Source organism: Roseovarius faecimaris, assembly GCF_009762325.1.
Classification (GTDB): Bacteria; Pseudomonadota; Alphaproteobacteria; order Rhodobacterales; family Rhodobacteraceae; genus Roseovarius; species Roseovarius faecimaris.
Window position 1 is genome coordinate 3787663 of the sequence record NZ_CP034348.1, and the last position, 14927, is coordinate 3802589.

General features: G+C 58.7%; 12 protein-coding genes. 7 read left to right on the forward strand and 5 right to left on the reverse strand.

The window, feature by feature from the left end; genetic code table 11:
- Positions 1 to 4 precede the first annotated feature (4 nt).
- From EI983_RS18840 to EI983_RS18860, 5 genes are all read right to left on the reverse strand, one after another.
- Positions 5 to 280, reverse strand: a complete 276-nt coding sequence (locus EI983_RS18840; RefSeq protein ID WP_157708871.1) for a helix-turn-helix transcriptional regulator — start codon at positions 278 to 280, stop codon at positions 5 to 7.
- Between the two features lie 148 nt (positions 281 to 428).
- The gene (locus EI983_RS18845; RefSeq protein WP_157708872.1) at positions 429 to 1739 is read right to left on the reverse strand and encodes a tyrosine-type recombinase/integrase; all 1311 of its coding nucleotides are present in this window, start codon (positions 1737 to 1739) and stop codon (positions 429 to 431) included.
- A 325-nt stretch (positions 1740 to 2064) separates the two neighbouring features.
- Positions 2065 to 3144: an ABC transporter permease gene (locus tag EI983_RS18850; protein ID WP_246162230.1), complete on the reverse strand. Its 1080-nt coding sequence runs from the start codon at positions 3142 to 3144 to the stop codon at positions 2065 to 2067.
- 45 nt (positions 3145 to 3189) lie between these two features.
- Positions 3190 to 5883: a ribosome-associated ATPase/putative transporter RbbA gene (gene rbbA, locus EI983_RS18855; protein ID WP_157708874.1), complete on the reverse strand. Its 2694-nt coding sequence runs from the start codon at positions 5881 to 5883 to the stop codon at positions 3190 to 3192.
- Positions 5880 to 6875 (reverse strand): HlyD family secretion protein, encoded by a 996-nt coding sequence (locus EI983_RS18860; RefSeq protein ID WP_157708875.1) that lies wholly within the window; start codon positions 6873 to 6875, stop codon positions 5880 to 5882. The genes rbbA and EI983_RS18860 overlap by 4 nt, the downstream gene beginning before the upstream one ends.
- Positions 6876 to 7258: 383 nt before the next feature.
- On the opposite strand from EI983_RS18860, the gene EI983_RS18865 reads away from it, so the two are divergent.
- The 7 genes from EI983_RS18865 to EI983_RS18895 all read left to right on the forward strand — a co-directional run bounded on the left by EI983_RS18865 (position 7259) and on the right by EI983_RS18895 (position 14736).
- Positions 7259 to 7726, forward strand: coding sequence for a GtrA family protein (locus EI983_RS18865; protein WP_157708876.1), 468 nt, complete (start codon positions 7259 to 7261; stop codon positions 7724 to 7726).
- Positions 7723 to 9309 (forward strand): NAD(P)/FAD-dependent oxidoreductase, encoded by a 1587-nt coding sequence (locus EI983_RS18870; protein ID WP_157708877.1) that lies wholly within the window; start codon positions 7723 to 7725, stop codon positions 9307 to 9309. Before EI983_RS18865 ends, EI983_RS18870 begins: the two co-directional genes overlap by 4 nt.
- A gap of 406 nt (positions 9310 to 9715) precedes the next feature.
- The gene (locus EI983_RS18875; RefSeq protein ID WP_157708878.1) at positions 9716 to 11185 is read left to right on the forward strand and encodes a hypothetical protein; all 1470 of its coding nucleotides are present in this window, start codon (positions 9716 to 9718) and stop codon (positions 11183 to 11185) included.
- Positions 11186 to 11331: 146 nt separating this feature from the next.
- Positions 11332 to 11844 (forward strand): tetratricopeptide repeat protein, encoded by a 513-nt coding sequence (locus tag EI983_RS18880; RefSeq protein ID WP_157708879.1) that lies wholly within the window; start codon positions 11332 to 11334, stop codon positions 11842 to 11844.
- Positions 11845 to 11857: 13 nt separating this feature from the next.
- Positions 11858 to 12352, forward strand: coding sequence for a prepilin peptidase (locus tag EI983_RS18885; RefSeq protein ID WP_157708880.1), 495 nt, complete (start codon positions 11858 to 11860; stop codon positions 12350 to 12352).
- 70 nt (positions 12353 to 12422) lie between these two features.
- Entirely contained in the window at positions 12423 to 14129 is a 1707-nt protein-coding gene (locus EI983_RS18890; RefSeq protein WP_157708881.1) for a TadE/TadG family type IV pilus assembly protein, read from the forward strand.
- 388 nt (positions 14130 to 14517) lie between these two features.
- A complete protein-coding gene (locus EI983_RS18895) occupies positions 14518 to 14736 on the forward strand; it encodes a Flp family type IVb pilin (RefSeq protein WP_157708882.1) in 219 nt (72 codons plus the stop codon).
- The last annotated feature ends 191 nt before the right edge of the window (positions 14737 to 14927 follow it).

The following is a 14927-nucleotide window of genomic DNA, read 5'->3' on the forward strand; positions in this document are numbered from 1 at the left end:
GGGATCACCCCCCGGGAGCGATCAGGTGGGCTTCGAGATAGGCGTCGAGGTCAGCCTTGCGATATCTCAGAACCCGATGCGACGGACGCGAGAACTGTGGCCCACGACCTGCGCGGCGCATCTCCTCCATGCCCTTGTCGGTCAGGCCAAGATATGACGCCGCCTGTGCTGACGTGAGCCACTCGGGTTGCACGAAGCATTCCGGATTCTCGATAAGCGATACGACCGTCCGTTTGACGGTGTCCTCGATCAGTTTTTCAATTCTTGGAGCGTCTGACACGCGCCACCTCCTCCCCTTTCGGGGTCTCGGAGGCTCCGACTGCGTGCCACGGAGGTCGGATTTCGGGGGTGCCTTAGCAAACACCCCGCCAACTGCGATTTCACTCTAATATAGCGGCGAGTTTGAGCCTAGAAAACCCCTAACAGGTTTACTTCTCAACGTTTTTCACGAAATTTTCTTGTTGACTCTCCCCGGGCATAAACGGCGCATCTGTTAACCGTTCCATCAAAAAGGCGCTCATTTTCTCCTGCATGTCGGCGAGAAAATCTCCGCCCATCGCCTCGCGAACGTTGTAGCCGCGCGAGACCCCGCCTTGAGCGTGGTTCTGGAAGAGGTCGGCGATGAACTCGGGCATCCCTGCCTCCTTCGACAACGTCTTGTAGGTGCGCCGCAGATCGGACCCCCAGTGCGAGAGCTTGTCCCGTTCTTCCTTATGCTCGACCATGTGTGGCGATGGATCGCCGCCGTCGGCGCGCCCGTTTGAACGGCTGGGGTCGCTTGGAAACACCCACTCGTGCGCCGAACGCGGGTTGAGCATCTCGCCCGCCGCCTTCGCCCGGCGCAGGCAATCCGCCATCGCGTCGCTCATTGGGATCGTGTAGGCGCGCTCGGTTCCGCCTTTCGGCTTCGGGAAATGAACCGTACCGGCTTCGAAATCTACGTCCTCCCAGCGCAACTCTTTGAGTTGGGTTTGGCGCGATCCGGTTAGCAGATTGAACAGATGAAATTCCTGCCGCACCGGATTCGGTAATGCGCGCAACTGGGCATACCACCCGGGCAGGTCTTTCGCCGATAGGGCGCGCTTGCGGCGCGGCAGGCGGTGGACTTCCTCCTTTACTGCGAGGCTCGGGATGTATCCGGGGAGGTCCTTCTGCAAGCCGCTATCGCGGACATATCGGTACACCCGACCAATGAACCCGGCCACGAGGTTGGCGGTGCCTTTGCCCCCCTTGAGGTTTGACTCGATGGTGTCGCCACGGCTGATCGCGCGAAAACGAGCCTGAACCAGATCGGAGCGATCCGACAGTTCAGCCAGCGGCTTGTCCGCCCAATCCCGGACGTGAGCGAAAGCGCGGTCGTAGTTCTCCAGCGTCCACGGCGACCGCTCGCCCGCCTCGACCTTGGCGACCATGAGCTCGCGCAGCGCCGCCCAGCCGGAGCCCAGTGTATAACTGGGGCGACCGCTCCGCATGGGTTCCGCCCGCAGAATATCGACCTTGGCCGCCGCCGCCAGTCTCCGCGCCTCCTCGGCGGTCATCTCGGGATACCGGCCTAGCGCCAGCTTGCGGGTCCCGCGTCTGCCGTCGGCCTTTCTCACGTCCACCTGAACCGTGAAGGTGATCGCCTTCTTGCCGACGACGGCGAAGAAGCCGGGCAGCTTGTCGTCGCGCACGATGTATTGCCCTGTCTGCGCGGGTTCGAGACGAGCGAGCGTCTGCATGTTAAGCTTCTTGTTCATGTTTTGTTCCTTATGCTTTGCCGCGCTAAGACGGCGATTAAGACGGTGGTGGAGGGGTTTGCAGTTAGGGGGTGACGCCCCGATTAACCCTCGGCAAGGCCCGAGATAGTCAATCAAGATCAATATCTTGAGTGTCTTTCGCCGGCCTCCCCCGGACTATACCGGTGCAACCATGGGTAGAAAAGCCCTTATTCGTAATGATGGGGTCGGGGGTTCGAGTCCCTTCAGCGGCACCACAGGAAACCCATACTCCGTACAGGCTTGAGATGTTTGGCCGGTGATTTGCAATCACCGTGCGGTTCGCCTTGGCGCTGGCCCTATGCGCTTAGCTGTCGTGAATGACCGATTTTCGGAATCGCAGGAGGCTTGTCGCCAGCAGAAGGATGCCAAGACCGGTCAGCCACAGGAATTCCGGCCAGACAGTCTCGAGCCCGGCGCCTTTGAACACGATGGCCTGGCTGGCCGCCATGTAGTGACGAGATGGCAGGATCAGAGTGGCAATCTGCAGCCACTCGGGCTGCCCCTCGACGGGCGTTTCGCCTCCGGACAGCATCAGCATGGGCAGGATGATCAGCATGACCAGAAGCGCGAACTGCGCCATGGATCGGGCGATTGTCGCGAGGAACACCCCAAGTGCCGTCGCGGTGAACAGAAACAGCGCCGTACCCAGCAGGAAAAGCGCCTTGGACCCCGCGATGCTGATCCCCAGTGACCCCTGCATCACGAAGGTCAGGGAAAGCGCCGCCGCAACCAGCACCACCGCCGCGTTGGCCCAGATCTTGGCCACGGCAATGTCGAAGGCAGACAGCGGCATCGCCAGAAGGTGCTCAATGGTGCCATGCTCGCGTTCCCGGATCATGGCGGCACCTGTGAGAATCGTGGTGAGCCACATGATCTGGCCGATCAGCGCCACGATCCCGGCAAAGCGCACCGTGTCCCGGTTGGGATTGAACGCGCTGCGCAGGATGATTTCGACAGGTGGCGGGGCGGTGATCTCTTTCCCGATCGCGTATCGGGTGATCTCGGTGCTCAGGATGTTCATGATGTAGTTGGCGCCGATCCCGGCCTGTTCCATCGCGGTGGCATCAATCAGCACCTGGATTTCCGGCGCGTGCCCGGCGCGTACGTCTTTTTCAAAGCCGGGGGGAACCGCGACAACGAAGATGAACCGCCCGGCGTCCATGTCGGCGGCGCCTGTGCCGGGCTCGATCTGAACGACCGGTTGAAACTCGGGCAGGAAAAATCCCGCAGCGAGCGCCCGGGACAGTGGCGAGTTGTCTTCGTCCGCGAAGGCAATCGAGGCGTTGTTGACCGAATTGGCAACGCCCGTCGCTTCCATCACCGGCGACAGGGTGAAGGACCAGACCAGCAGCGCCATCATCACCCAGTCGCGCCGCAGGCTCATTATTTCTTTCAGGCCGAGCCAGAATATGCACGCAAGCCTTTGCATCTACTTTTCCTGCGCGCGCAGCGCCAGCGCTGCGATGAGGGTGAGGGCGGGCCCGAAACAGGCCAGCGCAAGGATATCCGGCGCCAGAGCCTCCCAGCCCAGCCCCTTGGTGAAGGCCCCCACATTCAGGTGCAGGAAGTAAGAGGACGGCCAGAACGATCCGATCACCTGTGCCCCGCCTTCGAGGGTCGAGACCGGTTGCAACAGGCCCGAAAACTGGATCGTTGGCACGACCGATGCAATCGCGGTGGCGAATGTGGCGGCGACCTGGCTGGAGGTCATGGTCGCAATGAGAAGCCCATAGGCCGTGGTGGCCCAGACATAAAGAAACGCCCCAATGGCAAGCGGAATGGGGTCGCCCTTGAGCGGCACGCCGAAGAGAAAGATCGTCATACCGGTCAGCAGAAGGAAATTGGCATAGGCCACGACGATATAAGGAAGCTGTTTGCCGATCAGAAACTCGAACCGCGTTGTCGGGGTCACGTAGAAATTGATGACCGAACCAAGCTCGCGCTCGCGCGCCACACTGACCGCCATGAGCACGGCAGGCAGCATGATGAGCAGGATGGCGGGCATTGCGGGCGCCATCGCGGCGATGCTCTCAAAGCTTTGATTATAGCGAAAGCGCGGCTCGATCCGGGCCAAGCCAGAGGGCGTGACGCCGCTCTCCTCAGCCAGAACGCCCAGGAAGGTCTGGTGCAGCCCGGCCACGTAGCCTTCGACGGTTTCTCCCTTGAAGGGGATTGCGCCATCAACGGTCGCTAGCACCTCGGTCCGCTCTCCGGCGCGCAGTTTGCGCCCGAAATCCGGCGGCAGTTCGACGACCAGCGATACCTCACCGGATTTCAGCCGCGCGCGGCCCTCTTCGGCGCTTGTCAGAGGCTCTGTCGGCTTGAAGTACCGTGACCCTTCGATTTCCGCGATATAGGCCCGGCTTTCGGGGTCTTGCGACAGGTCGAGCACCGCGAAGCTCAGCTCGTTGATGTCCAGCGTGATCCCGAAGCAGAAGACAAGCATCAGGATGGCCGAGCCCAGAAACGCGAAGGCCAGCCGAACGCCATCGCGCAGCACCTCCACCATCTCTCTGCGCGCATAGGCCAGCATACGGCCAAACCCGCCCCGGTTGGGTGATTTCATCCCGTCCAGCGCAACATCCGGGGCTTTGACCGGTGCGGGCGGTTCGGCCGTTTCGAGGATCGAGATAAACGCGTCTTCGAGGCTGTCGGCCTGTTCCCGCTCGATCAGCTCTTCGGGCCGCCCCTCGGCCAGAACACGGCCCGCATGCATGAACGAGACACGATCGCAGCGCTCGGCCTCGCCCATGAAATGGGTCGATACGAAGATCGTCACGCCATCCCCGCGCGACAGCTCCAGCAAAAGCGCCCAGAAGGCATCGCGCGCGGCCGGATCAACACCCGATGTCGGCTCGTCCAGGATCAGCACCTTCGGGCGATGGATCACCGCCACCGCAAGTGACAGGCGTTGTTTGATACCCAGGGGCAGGGTGGCGGCAAGCTTGTCCTTGTGCGTGCTCAGGCCGAACCGGTCCATCAGTTCTTCAATGCGGCGCGCCGGGTCAGGTATCGCGAAAATGCGGGCGTGCAGCCGCAGGTTTTGCAGAACGGTCAGCTCTCCATATAGCGAAAACGCCTGGCTCATATATCCGATATCGCGGCGCATCCCGCGATTGCGCGCATCAACAGCGCGGCCAAACAGATATGCGTGGCCGTCACTGGCGGGCAGCAGGCCGGTCAGCATCTTCATCGTGGTTGATTTGCCGCAACCATTGGATCCAAGAAAGCCGAAGATTTCACCCTTGTGAATATCGAAATCCACCTGATCGACGGCGGTGAAATCACCAAAACGCCGGGTCAGCCCGCGTGCGGTGATGACGGGGCGTCCGTCAAGTTTAACCCTTGGTGGCGCTGCGGGCAGGGGGGATGCCGCACCGTGGTCCTGAAGGCGGCGATAGGCTGTTTCAAGATCCTTCGCCTCGCCCTTCAGTTCGTCGGGCCTGCCCTCGAACAGTACCCGCCCCGCATCCATCGCCACGATCCAGTCAAAGCTCTGCGCTTCTTCCATATACGCGGTTGACACCAGGACTGTCAGATCCGCGCGGTCCTTGCGGATCGCGTCGATCAGTGCCCAGAACTGTCGGCGCGATACCGGATCGACGCCGGTCGTGGGTTCGTCCAGCACCAGAAGTTTCGGGTCATGCACCAGCGCGCAGCAGAGGCCCAGTTTTTGCTTCATGCCACCTGAAAGCTTGCCCATCAGCCGATCTTCGAACGGTGCCAGGCCCGTGGCCGACAAGAGTGCCGCGATGCGCATCTCGCGTTCGGCCTCGCCCTGACCAAAAAGACGCGAGAAGAATTCGATGTTTTCGCGCACCGTAAGCTCGGCATACAGGTTGCGGCCCAGCCCTTGCGGCATGAAGGCGATGGACGGGCAGATGCGCCGCCGGTGCCGGGCATTGTCAATCGGCCCGCCCAAGACATTGATGCCCCCGGATTGAAGCCTCTTGGCGCCCGTGATCAGGCTTAGAAGTGTTGACTTGCCCACGCCATCTGGCCCGATGAAGCCAACCAGCTTGCCGGTGGGCAGATCGAGTGACACCGCATCGAGGGCAAGCTGCTTGCGATAGCGATGGGTGACGCCATCAATGCTCAACGGAGACGCAGCAGCTTGGGTCATTCGAAAAGTTCGGGCGGAATGCGCCGTTCCAGCGCCTCGGGCCAGATCGCGCTCTCATCGAGCCGGATCACGGCGACACCGCGCAGCCCGGTCTTCACATGTTCGATCCGCCCCTGAACCAGGTTTGGGGGAATGCGGACGCGGACGCGAAAAACGAGCTGCTCGCGCTCGTCCAGCGTTTCGACCTGTTTCGGGGTAAACTGCGCCTCGGGCGAGACAAAGGTCACAGCTGCCGGGATCGCATAATCGGGCAGGGCGTCCAACACGATCCGCGCCTCCGCCCCGATCGGCAGCAACCCGGCCTCGCGGGCGGGCAGGAACACTTCCATATAGACATTCTCAAGGCTCAGAAGGGTGAGGATCGGACCACCAGCGCCGACAACCTCGCCGCGTTCCGCCAGCCGGTACAGCACGCGTCCCTGCATCGGCGCGGTGAGTGTGCTGTCCTCGATCTGCGCCGTAATCCGCCGGGCTTCGGCTTCGGCTGCGGTGATCTGGGCCTCGGCTGTTGCAACCCGCGCCTGCGCCGCGCCCAGAACGGCCTTGGCCACTTCATGCGCGGTCTGTCGGTCCTCGAACGTGGTCTCGGAAATGGTGTTGCCGCCCAACAGCACCGTCGCCCGCTCCAGCTCGTGCTGCGCGCGACGCTCCTCGCTTTGCCGTTGGACCACCACGGCTTCGGCTTCGGCTTTTGTCTGTCGCGCCAGGGCGACTTGCGCCTGCGCACGGTCCAGAGCCGCTTTCAGCTCATCGGTATCCATTTCAACGAGGATATCGCCCACGGCGACCATGCTGCCCTCGGACACCAGAACATCCGCGACACGTCCGGGGATGGACGGAGCAATCTCGACCTGTTCGGCCTCAATCCGGCCATTGCCCTGGACAAAGCCCGCAGGCAGGGTTTCGTCATTTCCATCGATGTAGGTGTGAACCAGTGCGCTCGCCCCGAGGAGCAGAGCAGCAACCAGAATGAAACTTGACGTACGATTCATGCCCCTAAGTCCCCACGATCAGATTGGATCAAAATACTATCTGGAAAGAAGAGCGCCCGCCTTGCGTTGAATCAAATCGCCGGCCGCGGCTTTGGCGACCTGCGGTAAAGCTTGGATAAAGTTGATGAGGGGTTTGCGGACCGCCTGTTGAACAGCTTGTGAGCTCTGCCAGAGGCGCGCGTAAAACCAAGGCGGACGCGGTAATTCGCAAAGTCTGAACCGTTCTTGAGAGGTGGAGATTTTGATCGGCGAAACGTAGAATTTCCAAAAAATGACTTGCCCGAATATCTTTCAGCCGCCTAACGTGCCGGAAAAGAACCTTTTTATGGTAAAATTTCGGTCGGCTCGGGCCGCCATTTAAGAAGCACACAGGCAGACCGTTCATGTTTCATATCTTTCTCGTTTGTTCCGGCTGTGCCGCCGCCGTCAATATATGCGTCGGTTTTGTCCTCTATGGTCTGTTGGGACTTGATGGTTTCATCACCTATCCTATCAGTGTCGCGCTTGCGTTTTTGGCGGGGATGAGTGTCAGTTTTGTGCTGAACCGGCGCTTTACCTACCCGCCTTCGGGTCGGACTCGGCGCCAGGAACTGGCTGATTTCACGGGTGTTTCGGTCATCGGTCTGTTGCTGACCACCGGGATGGCCCACTTGCTGCGCTGGGGGGCGACGGACACGCTTGAGGCGATCGGGTCGGGCGTACTGATGCCGGAAACGATGGCGCATGTGATCGCGGTCGGCCTGACGGCGATTTATTCCTTCCTTGCGCATAAGTACGTCAGTTTCAGGCGCGAGGAGGCTGTGCCCGCTGCATTGGACACCACGGCGCTCAGAAGCGGATCAGGCCAATGAGCAAGGCCAAAGCGCTTATCATCGGGGCCGGACCGGCCGGGCTGACCGCGGCGCATGAGCTGGCGACGCGCACGGATATAAAGCCGATCATCTTCGAGGCGGATACCCAGGTGGGCGGCATTTCCCGCACGGTCAACTACAAGGGCAACCGCATCGATATCGGCGGGCATCGTTTCTTTTCCAAGTCTGATCGGGTCATGGACTGGTGGGCGCAGATCCTGCCGTTGGAGGCCGGGGCCGTGGAAGCGGGCGAGACGATCACCATCAGCTATCAGAACAAGAGCCGTGATCTGTCGGGGGCATCGGACGGGCCCGACCCGGATGTCACTGATGAAGTTATGCTGGTGCGCTCGCGGGTCTCGCGGATCCTCTTTGGGCGCAAATTCTATGATTATCCGATCAAATTCGCGCCGAAGACATTTCGCAATCTTGGGCTGGCGCGGACATTGCGGATCATTGGCAGTTACGGCAAAGCCCGGCTCATGCCGATCAGACCTGAGGTCACGCTTCGGGATTTCATCATCAACCGCTTTGGCCGCGCGCTGTATGAAACGTTCTTTAAGAATTACACCGAGAAAGTCTGGGGCGTGCCCTGTCGTGAGATACCCGCAGATTGGGGCGCTCAGCGCATCAAGGGTGTGTCGATCACCGGACTGATCCTTCATGGGATCAAGAAACTGCGCCCGCGCCGCGGCTCGATCTCTCAGAAAGGCGTGGAAACAAGCCTGATCGAACGGTTTCTCTATCCCAAACACGGGCCTGGCCAATTGTGGGAAGTGGTGGCGCGCAAGGTTCAGGAGGCCGGAGGTGAGCTGCACCTTGGCCACCGGGTGATTAAGGTACACCACGAGGCGGGACGCATCACGGCGGTTGATGTGCTGCGCGACGATGGCACGGTAGAGACGCATCACGGCGATCTCGTGTTCTCGTCGATGCCGGTCCAGGAGCTGATCGGTGGCTGGCAGCCGGAGGCCCCGAAGCCCGTGCGGGAGGTCTCGGACGGGCTGAGCTACCGCGATTTCATCACCGTCGGCGTATTGCTGAAACGCCTGACACTCGGGCAGGGTGCAACCGCGGCCACTCTGGCGGAAAGACTGCCCGATAACTGGATCTACGTGCAGGAACCGGATGTGAAAGTTGGCCGGTTGCAGCTCTTCAACAACTGGTCACCTTATCTTGTCGCCGATCCCGAGACGATTTGGATGGGGCTCGAATACTTCGTGAATGAATCAGATGATTTCTGGCAGTCGGCCGACGAGGACATCATCGCCTTCGCGGTGAAGGAGTTGGAGCAACTTGGCGTGTCCACCCCCGAAGATTTGCTGGATGCGGTGGTGGTGCGCACCAAGAAGGCCTATCCGGCGTATTTTGGCAGCTACGAACGGTTCGACGTGATCCGGGATTATGTCATGGAGTTCGATAACCTGTATTGTGTCGGGCGCAATGGGATGCATCGCTACAACAATCAGGATCATTCCATATTGACGGCGATGGTGGCTGTAGACGGCATTGCCAGCGGTCAGGATACTCGGGCCGAAACATGGGCTGTGAACACAGAACAAGACTATCATGAGGGCAAATAGCAGCGGTATTGGTGATATCCTTGCGCCGGCCCTCTGGCAGCGTCTTGTGCTCTGGCTCATTCCCGTCGCGCTGCTGCTCACGACACGACCGTTTCGCGGGATCTATCACGATGCGCATCTCTATAGCGTGCAGGCCCTCAGGCGGCTGAATGACGAATATCTGAACAACGATATTTTCTTTCGATATGGCAATCAGGATGACTTCTCGGTCTTCACGCGGGTTTATGCGCCGCTGATAGACGCGATCGGGCTCAATGCTGCCAACATCCTTCTGTATGCAATCGGCCTGGCCTGCTGGTTCGCGGCACTTGCCTATCTTGTCTGCTGTCTGTTCGAGACAAGGCGCGCGCGCCTTCTGGCGTTCTTCGGCGCGCTTGCCCTCACACCCGGGTACGGGATCGGCATCTTGTCTTATGGCGAGGGCTTCGTCACGCCGCGTGTCTTTGCAGAGGCGCTTGGCGTCGCAAGTCTTTGCACCGCGCTTCAGCGGCGCTGGTGGCTGACGGCCGCGCTGCTGCTGATGGCGACGGTCCTGCACCCGTTGATGGGGCTGGCGCTGCTCGCGGTGATCATCTGGCTGCTGATAGAAAATATCCCACGATATCTCGTGCTGAGCGCGTTTGGATTACTGGTGCTTGCGGGTCTGGGACTGACCGGACTGGCACCGTTCAGTTGGGTCTGGGAGCAGATGGAAACTGAGTGGTTCGCAATTGTCAGAGCGTATAACCCGATTGTTCTTTTATCGAACTGGGGGGCCAATGGATTTGCAAGCACCTTCCTCAAATTATTGATACTAATCATTATTCTGAAAAAAGACTCTGACCCGCGCAAGCGCCTTGCCCAGGCCGCGCTTGTGGTTACCGCACTTTTTTTAGCGCTTTCCTTTGTGTTCGCAGATCTGCTGGGCAACCGGCTTTTCATCGGATTGCAGCTTTGGCGGGTGCTGTTCCTCTTTGCTCTGCTCGCCAATGTCATGGCGTTTCATGCCGTTCAGTGTGTTCCTCAGGGGCGAGGGCGACAATTTTTAATGCTTGCTTTGGTGGTGAACCTGCTTGAGATGGCCTTTTTCATGACGCCGCTCTTCTCGGGTCTGCTCGGTGTGATTGCGGCGGTCGTTCTCTGGGTCGAGGACCGCAAGGGGCCGATCCTTGCGTTGAAGTATCGGCTTCTGTCATCGGTCCCGATCTTTGTGCTTTTGCTTGCGTTTGCCGCTGCGCTTATTCAGATCCTGATTTCCGAACCACCGGAAGACCTCATGCCGTGGCTGAAGACGGCGCTTTGCGTAGGGGCTGTCATTCTCATTCTCAAGGGCAGCGCAGTTACTGCCATTGCAGGCGGGTTTGCGGCTGTTGCCCTGATCCTGGGCCTGATCACTGTCGATGTGCGCTCGGACTGGACACGCTTTACCGAGACGGCACACCCACCCCCAGAGGAGCTGAGCAGTCTGCTGGAAGACAAGACGGTTTTTTGGGACAGTGGGCTTCAGGTGATGTGGTTCAGCTTGCGTCGGCCGCATTTCTACTCCTGCCGACAGAAGGGCGGGATGGTCTTTTATCGCGATCAGGCCGTTGAAATCATCAGGCGTGGAATGGTCCTGTCAGCACTCAACAGCGATGAGTTTCCGGCAGATCAGACATCGCAATGCCCACAAAAACAGGACAAATACGCAACTTTGCCTTCCGGCAAAGCGACGTTTGAACGCGTTTGCGCCGCTTTGCCCGAGCTTGATCTCATCGTCCTGCGATCGCGGCTTCCCGGGCTTTACCGCGCTGTCTGGGTCGCACCTGTGACGGTCGGAGTGCCATTGGCGGACGGCACGCTGAAACAGGCGCAAACACCGTTTTTCTTCTATCAATGTGCGGACTTTCGAAGCTGAATAGTGCAAAAAGGGCGCATTTTGCGCTGTTGTTAATTTTTTACCTATTCGCGGCGGTATTTATTCGGCACTTTCTGCTTTGATTTACGTCGGTCGAACCATAAAAGAAGAGCAGGCGGCCGATATTTTCGCCGAGGGATTACGGGATGGGACCGATGAGAGTTGTGCTGGGCTTTATACTTGTGACTGCTTTGGCCAGTTGCGAGACCTCGCCGTTCAGCGATGTCTTCTCAGCCACACAGGATACGTCGAACCGCAGCTACTATCAGGACGAAGATCCGCTGGTCGCTGCGAAAATACAGTTCCGGGAAGGCAATTACGGGCGGGCGTACAAGCTTTTTGACAAGGCCATAGACGTTACCCCCGAAGATCCGGCGGCCTGGCTGGGCTTTGCCGCGGCTTCGGACATGCTGAACCGTTTCGACAAGGCCGATGTGGCGTATCGCAAGCTGAAGCCGATTATCGGGAACAGGATCGAGTTCCACAACAATTACGGGTACTCCCTGTTGTTGCGTGGCGATTTGCGCGGGGCGCGCAAGCATTTCATCAAGGCGTATGAGATCGACCCCTCTAACGAGCGGGCAGCGAACAATCTGGAAATGCTGCGCAACTCCATCAACTACGTGAAGCGCTCTCCGGGCGATCTGCAGGGCATCTGATTAAGAGCTTTCGGTGAGCGTCTTGGATCTGCCCGCCCTTGTCGTGGGGGCCATGGCCCTAGGGCTTATCCTGCATGTCGCCTGGTATGATTTTCGTCATCTGACCATCCGCAACAGTGCGGTTCTCCTGCTTCTGGCTCTCTACGGCCTTTATGCGGCTCTGACCGGTTTTTCCGCTCTGGCCAGTGATCTGGCGGCTGGGGTTGTGTTGTTCGTCCCCGGACTGGTGATGTGGCTCATGCGGTTGATGGGCGCGGGTGATGTGAAGCTGTATTTCGCACTTGGCCTGTTCATCGGATTGGACCGGCTATGGCTCTTCGCGGTGCTTCTGCTGGGGGTGTCGGTCATGTTCCTGATCGCTTTGCAGGCGGCGCGGATCTTCCGAAACAAGTCTGTGCTTTGGCAAAGGCTTGGCGAGATACGTACAAGCGGAAAGGCACCTTATGCGGTAATCATGGGCGCCGCTGCGATCCCCGTTATTCTGTTGCGCCTTTTTTCTCAGGCTTGAAGAAAACGGGGCTGTGTGGGATATTCGTTAGCAATTTGACGGGAAAGACTTTTTAGGGGAGAGGCGTGCGATGCGCTCATTCTGCAGGGATCGCCGGGGCTTTGTCCTGGTTTTTGCGCTGCTTGTGATGCCGGTGTTTATCGGCTTCGCCTTCATCATTATCGACATCGGCCGGGGCAACAACGCGCATGCCGACCTCGCGGCGGCGGCGGATGCCGTAGCATTGGCGGGCGCGAGAGAGCTCGATGGTGGCCCCGATGCCATTGACGACGCCAAGGCCGCGATGGCGAATGTGAGCAACACGGTCAGCATGCTTGTCTCAACCGGGACCGACGTGGAAATCGTGCTGACCTATGAGGATACATCCGGAAACGAGTTCGGGGTGACCTTTCTGACGGATATCCCTGAATTCGATACGACTCCGATCGATGCGGCCTGGCTGACCACCTATTCCACCACAGATGGCGAAGATGCCGAGTATGTTTATGTGCAGGCACAGTCGCGCAACCTTGAAAACGTGTTTTTCAGCCCTCTCAATGCGCTGTCTTCAATTCCGATTGCGGCGACTGCGGTGGCAAAATCCACCTCTGCAGTCTGCGATATTCCACCGCTCTATATCTGCAATCCGTTCGAATTCGATGCATCGGGTCAGTATGTGGGCGATGAGCTTCAGGCAGCTTTTGCCCGCGGCGATCTGCATGGGCGGATGGTCCGCCTGCACCCGGCGGGCAATGACACGCATACCCCGGGGAATTTCGGATTTCTCAGCGTGAACGATCCGGATGTGAACAACGGCGCCCGGGCTATCTCGGACCTCTTTGCCGGGGCGCCCAACGGAACCTGTTATGAAGCCGGCAGTGTTGAAACCAAGCCAGGGGCGAGCAACAGCATCGCGGCCGGGATCAACACGCGGTTCGATATGTATCTGTCGCCCTACCAGAACGGAGGTGCGTCAGGAGCGAACGGCTTTACGGCGCGGACCTCTCGCAATGTGCGCAAGGGCATTCATCCGTCGTCGTCCGGTCCGAATGTTGACAATTGTGTAACCCAGGGCGGCAGTATTCCAACCAGCGGTGGAAACGCCGTGGTTGTCGGGGACGATCACGTCTGGGACACGAACTCGGGTACGTTCAACCTGAATGGAACGATCGATCCGGCCTATGGCCTGCCTGATAATCTGACCATGCAGTCACCGAACACGGACGGGTCACTCGGGATGAATGCGGGGGTCGCGGGGGCCTATATCGGATCCGGGGCCTGGGATGTGCAGGAATATCTGGACCGTAACTATGGCACCAACAACGTTCTGGCCTCTACGATCACCAGCAGTTTTCCTGGTGCCGACCCCTCGACATATTCGGGCCCGGGTTTTACCGGACCGTCGCGCTATGATGTCTATCTGTGGGAACAGTCTTCGGATAACACCACCGGATTTGACTATCAGTACCGGACCCTTGGAAGTACGACGGGCGAATCCGGTGAAGCATTGTGCACACCCGGAACGGTCGCTCCGTGGGACCCCGATGATCCCACGACCGGGCCAGACCCCCGTGTCATGGTTGCGGCTATCGTGGATTGCGGCACGTATTCCAACAATAACGGGCGGACCAATTTCCCGGTGAACGCCTATGCGAATATCTTCATGACCCGTCCTATGATCAACTATGCCCCGAGTACAGACATGACGATTGATATCGAAATCATCGATATTACCGGCGTTGGTGGAAACGGGAATCTGGAAACCTTCATTCGCGACGAGGCGATACTCGTTCGCTGATCGCGTTCACCTTCGGTATGCGGATCGTGACTCGGACGAATCATCTCTCGGTAGAGCTCGATGATTCTCGTCAGATCAAGAATCACGCCTGATCAACACAATCTTAACAAGTTATTAAAAAATACTTAACAACCTATGCGGTTTCTACCGTTGCTGAATTGAGCGAAATAATCCTAAAAACCAGCAATTGTATTAGAAGTGATTAGAAATGCAGGCTTTTCCCCGTTCATTCCTTGATCTGCTTTCGTACTATGGCAACAATGTGTCCTCAATGAGGTGATATTTGTTCGCTCTGTGTTTCGCGATCGATATTGGGGGTCCTCATCGAGTTTGGTGAAAGTTGAGTGAATTGTTCGCCGATTTCACGGCAGAAAATGGAGAAGGGCTTATGCTTAATAAGGTAAACCACTACATTGTGGATTTGTTCCGCAGATTTCAGAGCGACGAAGATGGTCTGGCGCTCACCGAATATCTCATCCTGCTTGGTCTTCTGACCGCTGCGGTGATCACCGCAGTGCTCGCCTTCGGTGGGCAGCTGGGTACCCTCTGGAATGGCTGGGCGACTTGGATCAACAGCCTGACGGGTGCGCCGCCGCCGATCACCTGATCGCAAAAGGGCAAGTTTTGGAGAGCCAGAGCTTTGCCGGTCTGAGTAAATGGGCATCCCGGTCTTTGACCGGGGTGCGCGATTGTAAAACCCCGCACTTGGTAGCCATGTGAATTTTTTAATGATATTGCGGGTCAGGCAATATGCCGATTTTATCCCTGGTGCCGTCAGCTTAGCATAATTGACGATCC

Excerpts from the sequence above, each read along its gene's own strand:
- EI983_RS18845 (WP_157708872.1), bottom strand. The coding sequence starts at position 1,739 with ATGAACAAGAAGCTTAACATGCAGACGCTCGCTCGTCTCGAACCCGCG.
- EI983_RS18850 (WP_246162230.1), bottom strand. The coding sequence starts at position 3,144 with ATGAGCCTGCGGCGCGACTGGGTGATGATGGCGCTGCTGGTCTGGTCC.
- rbbA (WP_157708874.1), bottom strand. The coding sequence starts at position 5,883 with ATGACCCAAGCTGCTGCGTCTCCGTTGAGCATTGATGGCGTCACCCAT.
- EI983_RS18860 (WP_157708875.1), bottom strand. The coding sequence starts at position 6,875 with ATGAATCGTACGTCAAGTTTCATTCTGGTTGCTGCTCTGCTCCTCGGG.
- EI983_RS18865 (WP_157708876.1), top strand. The coding sequence starts at position 7,259 with ATGTTTCATATCTTTCTCGTTTGTTCCGGCTGTGCCGCCGCCGTCAAT.
- EI983_RS18870 (WP_157708877.1), top strand. The coding sequence starts at position 7,723 with ATGAGCAAGGCCAAAGCGCTTATCATCGGGGCCGGACCGGCCGGGCTG.
- EI983_RS18880 (WP_157708879.1), top strand. The coding sequence starts at position 11,332 with ATGGGACCGATGAGAGTTGTGCTGGGCTTTATACTTGTGACTGCTTTG.
- EI983_RS18890 (WP_157708881.1), top strand. The coding sequence starts at position 12,423 with ATGCGCTCATTCTGCAGGGATCGCCGGGGCTTTGTCCTGGTTTTTGCG.
- EI983_RS18895 (WP_157708882.1), top strand. The coding sequence starts at position 14,518 with ATGCTTAATAAGGTAAACCACTACATTGTGGATTTGTTCCGCAGATTT.